The sequence below is a fragment of the Streptococcus australis genome, from assembly GCF_019930045.1.
Lineage (GTDB): Bacteria > Bacillota > Bacilli > Lactobacillales > Streptococcaceae > Streptococcus > Streptococcus australis_D.
Map to the genome: position 1 here is coordinate 1 of NZ_JAHZQQ010000133.1, position 607 is coordinate 607.

General features: G+C 29.0%; 1 protein-coding gene. It reads left to right on the forward strand.

Annotated elements, in window-relative coordinates; genetic code table 11:
- On the forward strand, nucleotides 1-607 hold a 607-nt coding region (locus K1J10_RS10675; protein ID WP_223357358.1), incomplete at both ends, for a hypothetical protein.

Here is a 607-nt window from a genome sequence, read left to right on the forward strand (position 1 = left end):
TTATGCTGTTTTTCGCAATTCTAGTATATCAGATGAACGTGTCTTTTGTGTTGCACTTCATTTTACAACAGGGCAATCTATATTGATATCTAATGGTATCTCCATAGATGAGATTGAAAAAATAATGTCTTTCCTTAATGATAAAGACACAATCTCTTTACATTCTCTGCTAGAGTGTTCGAAGCTACGTATTTTTAGAAAATTACATAAAGATAAAGCTACAACTTTTCAACTAAATGATAGTGAAATAAAACAGTTTGCAGATTTTATTAAAAATATTGATATAAGATCTTGTTTTCCAGGAAGAGATCCCAATTTAATCGGTGAGAACTTTACAGACCGTTTAGATTGTTATTTAAATAATAATCTAAACTCCATTAATTCTACTTTATATAATCAAATACAAGATTTCTTTAATTCTAATGCTACTGATATTTCATACCCAAAAACTTTGATTGAGTATTTTAGATATTTCTTTAAAGGAAAAGATTCAATAAAATTTATTTCAGACTTTCTGTTAAATGAAAATCTCCCCAATTGTCAAGTCAAGTGCAACAAAGTCATTCCTCTGATTAAGCGAGTGTTCTTCCAGCTGTTTGAGCTAGCT